Genomic DNA, 7,099 nt, shown 5'->3' on the forward strand with positions numbered 1-7,099 from the left:
CTATCCCGAAAGGCACCACCGTGAACCCCGTCGACACGCACTGCCCGTACTGCGCACTGCAGTGCGCGATGACGCTCACGCCCACCGCAGTCGCCAACACCGCAGTCGCCAACACCGCAGTCGCCAACGCCGCACTCGCCAACGCCGCGCCCGCCGGCCCGGCCCGGCCCGCGGATGCCGTCAGCCTTCCGGTCACCATCGCCGGCCGGGCCTTCCCCACCAACCGCGGCGGTCTGTGCAAGAAGGGCTGGACCGCGGCGGAACTACTGGGCTCGGCCGACCGCATCCGGGAACCCATGCTCCGGGTGGCCGACGGCAGCTTCGCGCCGATCTCGTGGACCGACGCACTCGACCTCGTTGCCGGGAAGCTCCGCGCCGGCCGGGCCGAGCATGGCGCGGACTCGGTGGGGGTGTTCGGCGGCGGCGGTCTCACCAACGAGAAGGCCTACCAGCTGGGCAAGTTCACCCGGCTGGCCCTCGGCTCCTCCCGCATCGACTACAACGGCCGGTTCTGCATGTCCAGCGCCGCCGCGGCCGGCAACCGCGCCTTCGGCCTCGACCGGGGCCTGCCCTTCCGGGTCGAGGACCTCGACGCGGCCGACACCATCCTGATGCTCGGCTCCAATGTGGCCCAGACCATGCCGCCGTTCATCGGCCACCTCGATGGTGCCAGGCAGGCCGGCGGTCTCATCGTCGTGGACCCGCGCCGTACCGCCACCGCCCGCCTCACCGATGACGGCGCCGGCATGCACGTGCAGCCCGCCCCCGGCACCGACCTGGTGCTGCTGCTGGGGCTCATCCACCTCGTTATCACCGAACGCCTCGCCGACACCGACTACCTGTCCCGGCGCACCACCGGGTTCGACCAGCTGCGCTTCAGCGTGGCCGGCTGGTATCCCCAGCGAGTGCAGGAGCACACCGGTGTTCCGGTCTGGCAGCTGCAGGGCCTCGCGCGCAGGCTCGCCGCCGGCCGGGGCACCTACATCCTCACCGGCCGCGGCGTCGAGCAGCACGTCGACGGCACCGACACCGCCACGGCGGCGATCAACCTCGCGCTGGTGCTCGGTCTCGTCGGCACGACGCATTCCGGTTACGGCACCCTCACCGGCCAGGGCAACGGGCAGGGCGGCCGGGAACACGGCCAGAAATGCGACCAACTGCCGGGCTACCGCAAGATCACCGATCCCGCCGCCCGCGCCCACGTCGCCGGAGTCTGGGGTGTGACACCCGAGCAGATCCCGGGTGCGGGTATCCCCGCCGTGGAACTGCTGAACGCGCTCGGCCGGCCCGGCGGCATCCGCACCCTTCTGGTGCACGGCGCGAACGTCGTGGTGTCGGCGCCCGACGCCGACCGGGTGCGCCAGGGCTTGGCGAACCTCGAGTTCCTGGTGGTGTGCGACTTCTTCTTCTCCGAGACCGCGGCGCTGGCCGACGTGGTGCTGCCGGTCACCCAGTGGGCCGAGGAGGAGGGCACCATGACCTCGCTCGAGGGCCGGGTCCTCCGCCGCCGCCGCGCAATCGACCCGCCGGCCGGGGTGCGCAGCGAGCTGTGGATCTTCCAGGAGCTCGCCCGGCGCCTCGACGCCCCCGGCGTTTACAGCGCCGAACCCGGCGACGTCTTCGACGAACTCTGCCTGGCCTCCGAGGGCGGCATCGCCGACTACTCCGGCCTCGACTATGCACTGCTCGATGCGGGGGAGCCCGCCTACTGGCCATACCCGGCCGGGTCAGGCGGTACCCCGCGGCTCTTCCTCGAGCGGTTCGCGCACGACGACGGCCGCGCGCGCATCGTCGCCGTGACGCCGCGCACCGTTCTGGTACCGGCGCAGACGGAGGGCGCTCTCACCCTCATCACCGGCCGGCTGCTCGAGCACTACCAGTCCGGCTCCCAGACCCGGCGGGTGGCCGAGTTGTCGGATGCCCAGCCCGAGGCCCGCATGCAGGTGCACCCGGCCACCGCCGCGAGCCTGGGTGTGGTCGACGGCGGCTGGGTCGAACTGGCCAACGAGCGCGGCATCGTGCGGTGCCGCGCGCAGCTGAGCGCCGACATCCGGCCAGACACGGTCTTCCTGCCCTTCCACTTTCCCGCCGACCAACGGGCCAACCTGCTCACCGCCGGCGCCACCGACCCGATCTCCGGCATGCCCGAGTTCAAGCGCACCGCCGTGCGGGTGCGGGCGATCGATGCGCCCGGCCTGTCGGCTCCCGACCACGAGAGGGTGATGGCGGATGCCTGACCACGCTTCTGCCGAACTGCCCGGCGCCACCGGACCGGCCGCCCCCGAACGCATCGTCGTCGTGGGCTACGGACCGGTCGGGGCCCGGTTCGTCGACGAGCTCCTGCCTCTGGTCGAGGCCGGCCTGGCCGAGCTCACCGTCGTCGGAGCCGAAGAGGTGCACGCGTACAACCGGGTGCTCCTGGCCGACTACGCCGTGGGGCGCACCGACCGTGACACCCTCGACCTCACCGACGGCAGCCGGGCCCGGGCCGCCGGCGTGCGCATCCTCACCGGCACCACCGTGACCTCGGTGAACCGCACCATCCGCACGGTCTCGCTCGGCGACGGCACCTCGGTGCCGTACGACAGGCTGGTGTTGGCCACCGGTGCTCGCGCCAATGTGCCCACCCTCGACGGCGTCAAGCGGGTGCGGCGCGGCCTGATGAAGCCCGGTGCGGATGCCGGTGGCCTCGACTCCGCCGCCGCGCCGCTGCCTCGCGGGGTCAGCGCGCTCCGCGACCTCGCCGATGCCGCCACGGTGTTGGCGGCCGTGCAGGCCGGCCGGCGCATCGTGGTGCTCGGCGCGGGGGTGCTCGGCATGGAGATCGCGCTCGCCGCCGCGGCGGCCGGCGCCGAGGTGTGCGTGGTCTATCACGGCGAGATCCCGATGAACCGCAACCTCGACCGCGGCGGCGGCTCGGTGCTCACCACGAGCGCCCGCCTGGCCGGGGTCACCATGGTCAACCACGCCAGGGCCGAGAGCGTCTTGTTCCACCACGACGACGACGGCGTGGAACGCTTCGAGGCGCTCATCTGCGCCGACGGCAAGCAGATCAGCGGCGACCTGCTGCTGCTCTCCTGTGGAGTGGGTGCCCGCACCGAACTCGCCCACCTGGCCGGGTTGCCCGTGTCGACGGGCATCCTGGTCGACGAGTCGCTGCAGAGCTGGGCGGATGCGTCCGTGCACGCCATCGGCGACTGCGCACACGTGTCCGCCCGTCCCGCCGACGCCGACCTCGGTGCAGCCTGGATCGGCACGAGGATGGCGCCGGCCGGCGGGCCGTCCGGCCTGATCGGGCCGGGCTGGCGGCAGGCTGACAGCCTGGCGGCCCGGTTCACCGCCGAGCTCAGGGCGGGCGTGCGCGCAGCAGCCGGGCCTGCCGCAGCCGAGGCCGCCGCAGCCGGGGTCACCGTGCCGGCGACCGCGGCCGAGCCCGGCGCATCCGTCGTGATGCTCAAGGCCGAGGGCATCGACGTGGTCGCCGCCGGCGACACCACGGCCGACCCGTTCGATGCGGCTCTGGCCGATGCCGACGCTCACGCGCACGGCTGTGCCACCGGTGCGCCGGGCCGGCTGGGGGTATCCCAGTGGGCCGACCCCGAGCACGGCCGTTACGTCAAGATGGTCACCCGCGGCGGCATCCTCACCGGTTTCGTCTGCGTGGGCATGCCCCGCACCGGTGCCGAGCTCACCCTGCTGTTCGAGCGCGGCAGCGAACTGCCCGCCGACCGGTCGGTGCTGCTGCGGTTCGACGGCCCCGACTACGACCCGGCCACCGCGGGCGACGCCTTCGCGCCGGAGTCCACGGTCTGTTGGTGCAACGGTGTCACCGTCGAGGCGATCACCGCCTCGGCGCAGGCCGGCAACGACACGGTGGCCTGCATAGGCACGGCCACCCGCGCCGGAACCGGCTGCGGCGGTTGCAAGGGCCGGATCGGGGAGGTGCTGGAGCGTTTCGCGGCGCAAACCGTGGTCTGAGGGCGCTGTGAGCTCCTGTGCCCTTGCCATCGGCCGGCGATGCTGATAGCCCTGAGGGGGTAACTCCACTGTTTTCCGGGCCAAGGCGCGACAGCGCCGGCTGGCCCCGGCCGGCGAAAGGGATGCCCAGGATGACCCCCAAGAAAGTGACCACCAACCCGGCGGCGCGTGAGAAGAGCCCGGTCCACCTGGACGACACCGACGAGGCGGGGGAGTCCACGATCGAGGTCGGCTCGCCCAAGTCCTGGGTGGCGGGCGTGCCAGGGGTGTTGCACTCCACCATCCCGGCGCTGGAGCGAATGGGCGTCAGCCGCAGCCGCAAGACCCTGCTGGCGATGAACCAACGGGACGGCTTCGACTGCATGAGCTGCGCCTGGCCAGACCCTACTCACCGCAAGACCTTCGAGTTCTGCGAGAACGGCGCCAAGGCCGTCACCTGGGAGGCCACGCCCATCACCATCAGCACATCGTGGTGGGCCGAGCATCCGGTCAGCGACCTGCAGGGCCGCTCGGAATACTGGCTGGGTATGCAGGGCCGGTTGACCGAACCCGTCTACAAGGCCGCCGGTGACGACTACTACCGGCCGGTGAGCTGGGCCGAGGCGTTCCGAGTGCTCGCCGACAAGCTCAACGGCCTGGACTCGCCCGACCAGGCCGCGTTCTACACCAGCGGCCGCACCTCGAACGAGGCCGCTTTCGCGTACCAACTCTTCGTGCGCGCCTTCGGAACCAACAACCTGCCCGACTGCTCCAATATGTGCCACGAGTCGTCCGGCTGGGCGATGGGCCAGACGATCGGCATCGGCAAGGCCACCATCACCTACGACGACTTCGCCAAGGCCGACCTCATTATCGTGATGGGTCAGAATCCGGGCACCAACCATCCCCGGATGCTGACGGCACTGGAGGAAGCGAAGGAGAACGGCGCCGAGATCGTCGCGGTCAATCCGCTGCCTGAGGCCGGCCTCAGACGATACAAGAACCCGCAGAAGGTCAAGGGCATCATCGGTCACGGCACCGAAATGGCCGACCAGTTCGTGCAGGTGCGGCTCGGCGGCGACATGGCCCTGCTGCAGGCGGTGTCCAAGCGCGTGCTTGCCGCGGAGGCCGCGAACCCGGGCACGGTGCTCGACCACGAATTCCTCCGCGAGCACTGCCAGGGTCTGGAGGAGCTCACCGCGCATCTCGCCCAGGTGGACGAGAAGGCCGTGCTCGACGCCACCGGCCTGCGCGCCGCCGAAATCGATGAGCTCGCCGCCCGGTACCTTCGCGCCGAGAAGGTGATCATCACCTGGGCGATGGGGCTCACCCAGCACAAAAAGGGCGTCGTGACGATCAAGGAGATCATCAACCTGCTGCTGCTGCGCGGCAACATCGGCAAACCCGGTGCGGGTGCGTCGCCGATCCGCGGGCACAGCAACGTGCAGGGTGACCGCACCATGGGCATCTGGGAGCAGATGCCGCCGGCGTTCCTCGACGCCCTCGAACGGGAGTTCGGCTTCAACCCACCCCGGGAGCACGGAGTGGACGCCGTCGCCACCATCAGGGGACTGCGAGACGGTCAGATCAAGGTCTTCATGGCACTCGGCGGCAACCTGGTCGGCGCCATCAGCGACACCCAGGCTGCCGAGGCCGCGATGCTCGGCGCCGAGATGACGGTGCAGGTCTCCACCAAGCTCAACCGGTCCCATGCCGTGGTGGGCGACGAGGCGCTGATCCTGCCGACCATGGGGCGCACCGAGATCGACCGGCAGGCCACCGGGGAGCAGTTCGTGTCGGTGGAAGACACCGTCTGTGCCGTGCATCCGTCCTGGGGCAAGGTGCGCCCGGTCGCGCCGAACCTGCTGTCGGAGGTCGCCATCGTGAGCCGCCTCGCCCGGGCCGTGCTCGGCACGAAGGTGGCGGTGGACTGGGTGGGATTCGAGCGTGACTACGACCTCATCCGCGAACACATCTCCCACGTCGTCGCCGGATGCGACGGCTACAACGCCAAGATCCGGCAGGAGGGCGGCTTCCTGCTGCCGAACGGGCCACGGGACTCCCGCACCTTCCCCACCCCCACCGGCAAGGCCATGCTCACCGTCAACGACCTCGAGTACCTGGACCGGCCCGAGGGCACCCTGATCTTGCAAAGCCTGCGTTCACACGACCAGTTCAACACCACCATCTACGGGCACGACGATCGGTACCGTGGCATCAAGAAGGGCCGGCATGTGGTGTTCGTCAACCCCAATGACCTCGTCGAGTTCGGCCTGGCCGATGAGCAGCTGGTGGATGTCCATGGGGTGTACGACGACGGCGTCGAGCGGGTGCTGCGCGGGTTCCGTGCCGTGGCCTACCCCACAGCCCGGGGTTGTGCGGCGGCGTACTACCCGGAGGCCAACGTGCTCGTGCCGCTCGACCACGTAGCGGAGGGCAGCAATACGCCGGTGTCGAAAGCCGTGATTGTGCGATTGGCGCCGGCGCACGCCGTGGAAGAGCTGCTGACCACCTAGGGACATTCGGTTTTTGGATGGCGGTTGCCGCGCGAGCATCTTCTGGATGTGCGGTTACTGGGCGGTGTTGGCCCAGCCGTCGTCGATGCCGCCGTCACCGGTCTTCCGGGCAGCCTGCTTCGCCACCCCGACGGCGCGCTCAACGGCGTCGGTGGCGGCTTGTTTACCCGAGGTGCTCGTCATGCCGGCCGCGTATCCCACCAGGAAAGTGCTGATCGGTCCACCGGCAGGACCGGCGGCGCGGGTGGTCTCGGCGGCCAGGCCAAGAAGCAACGGATAGTCAACCTCCAGGTCGAGAATTTGCAGTGCCTGGGTCAGACGTCGACTCAGGTCGTCCAGCCGGCTTGTGTCGTTTTCGGGGGCGTTCATGGGTCTCCTTCGGGCCGGTGCGGCAGGGAACGTGCGCTTCAGGAATACCACCGTGCCGCCGGCACGGCAATCGTTCTGACGTGCGCCGTCCGGGCCGTCTGGGGTCGGTTTCGCGTCGGCCACCCCTCCACAAGCGGCTGGTCAGAGACCTTTCCACACCTGGTTTTGCTGGGGCTGGAGTGTCGGTGGTCGGTGCGATTATCAAGGTATGAGCAGCCCAGCAGAGCAGTTCCCGGCCGACCCGGATGACCCGGGTC

At 70.3% G+C, this 7,099-nt stretch carries 4 protein-coding genes; 3 read left to right on the plus strand and 1 reads right to left on the minus strand.

The features are described 5' to 3' along the window. Positions 1-68: 68 nt before the first annotated feature. The 3 genes from E3O42_RS06690 to E3O42_RS06700 all read left to right on the plus strand — a co-directional run bounded on the left by E3O42_RS06690 (position 69) and on the right by E3O42_RS06700 (position 6,473). Complete coding sequence (locus E3O42_RS06690) at positions 69-2,237, plus strand: molybdopterin oxidoreductase family protein (protein WP_134453193.1); 2,169 nt, start codon at positions 69-71, stop codon at positions 2,235-2,237. Next, positions 2,230-3,978, plus strand: a complete 1,749-nt coding sequence (locus tag E3O42_RS06695; protein ID WP_134453194.1) for an FAD-dependent oxidoreductase — start codon at positions 2,230-2,232, stop codon at positions 3,976-3,978. The genes E3O42_RS06690 and E3O42_RS06695 overlap by 8 nt, the downstream gene beginning before the upstream one ends. Before the next feature lie 131 nt (positions 3,979-4,109). Then, positions 4,110-6,473, plus strand: coding sequence for an FdhF/YdeP family oxidoreductase (locus tag E3O42_RS06700; RefSeq protein WP_134453195.1), 2,364 nt, complete (start codon positions 4,110-4,112; stop codon positions 6,471-6,473). 54 nt (positions 6,474-6,527) lie between these two features. On the opposite strand, the gene E3O42_RS06705 is transcribed toward E3O42_RS06700, so the two are convergent. After that, on the minus strand, positions 6,528-6,842 hold the full coding sequence (locus tag E3O42_RS06705; RefSeq protein WP_134453196.1) for a DUF6457 domain-containing protein: 315 nt from the start codon (positions 6,840-6,842) through the stop codon (positions 6,528-6,530). Between the last annotated feature and the right edge of the window lie 257 nt (positions 6,843-7,099).

The organism is Cryobacterium adonitolivorans, from assembly GCF_004402695.1.
GTDB lineage: Bacteria > Actinomycetota > Actinomycetes > Actinomycetales > Microbacteriaceae > Cryobacterium > Cryobacterium adonitolivorans.

Coding starts and splice junctions, on each gene's coding strand:
- E3O42_RS06700 (WP_134453195.1), top strand. CDS start 4,110: ATGACCCCCAAGAAAGTGACCACCAACCCGGCGGCGCGTGAGAAGAGC.
- E3O42_RS06690 (WP_134453193.1), top strand. CDS start 69: ATGACGCTCACGCCCACCGCAGTCGCCAACACCGCAGTCGCCAACACC.
- E3O42_RS06695 (WP_134453194.1), top strand. CDS start 2,230: ATGCCTGACCACGCTTCTGCCGAACTGCCCGGCGCCACCGGACCGGCC.
- E3O42_RS06705 (WP_134453196.1), bottom strand. CDS start 6,842: ATGAACGCCCCCGAAAACGACACAAGCCGGCTGGACGACCTGAGTCGA.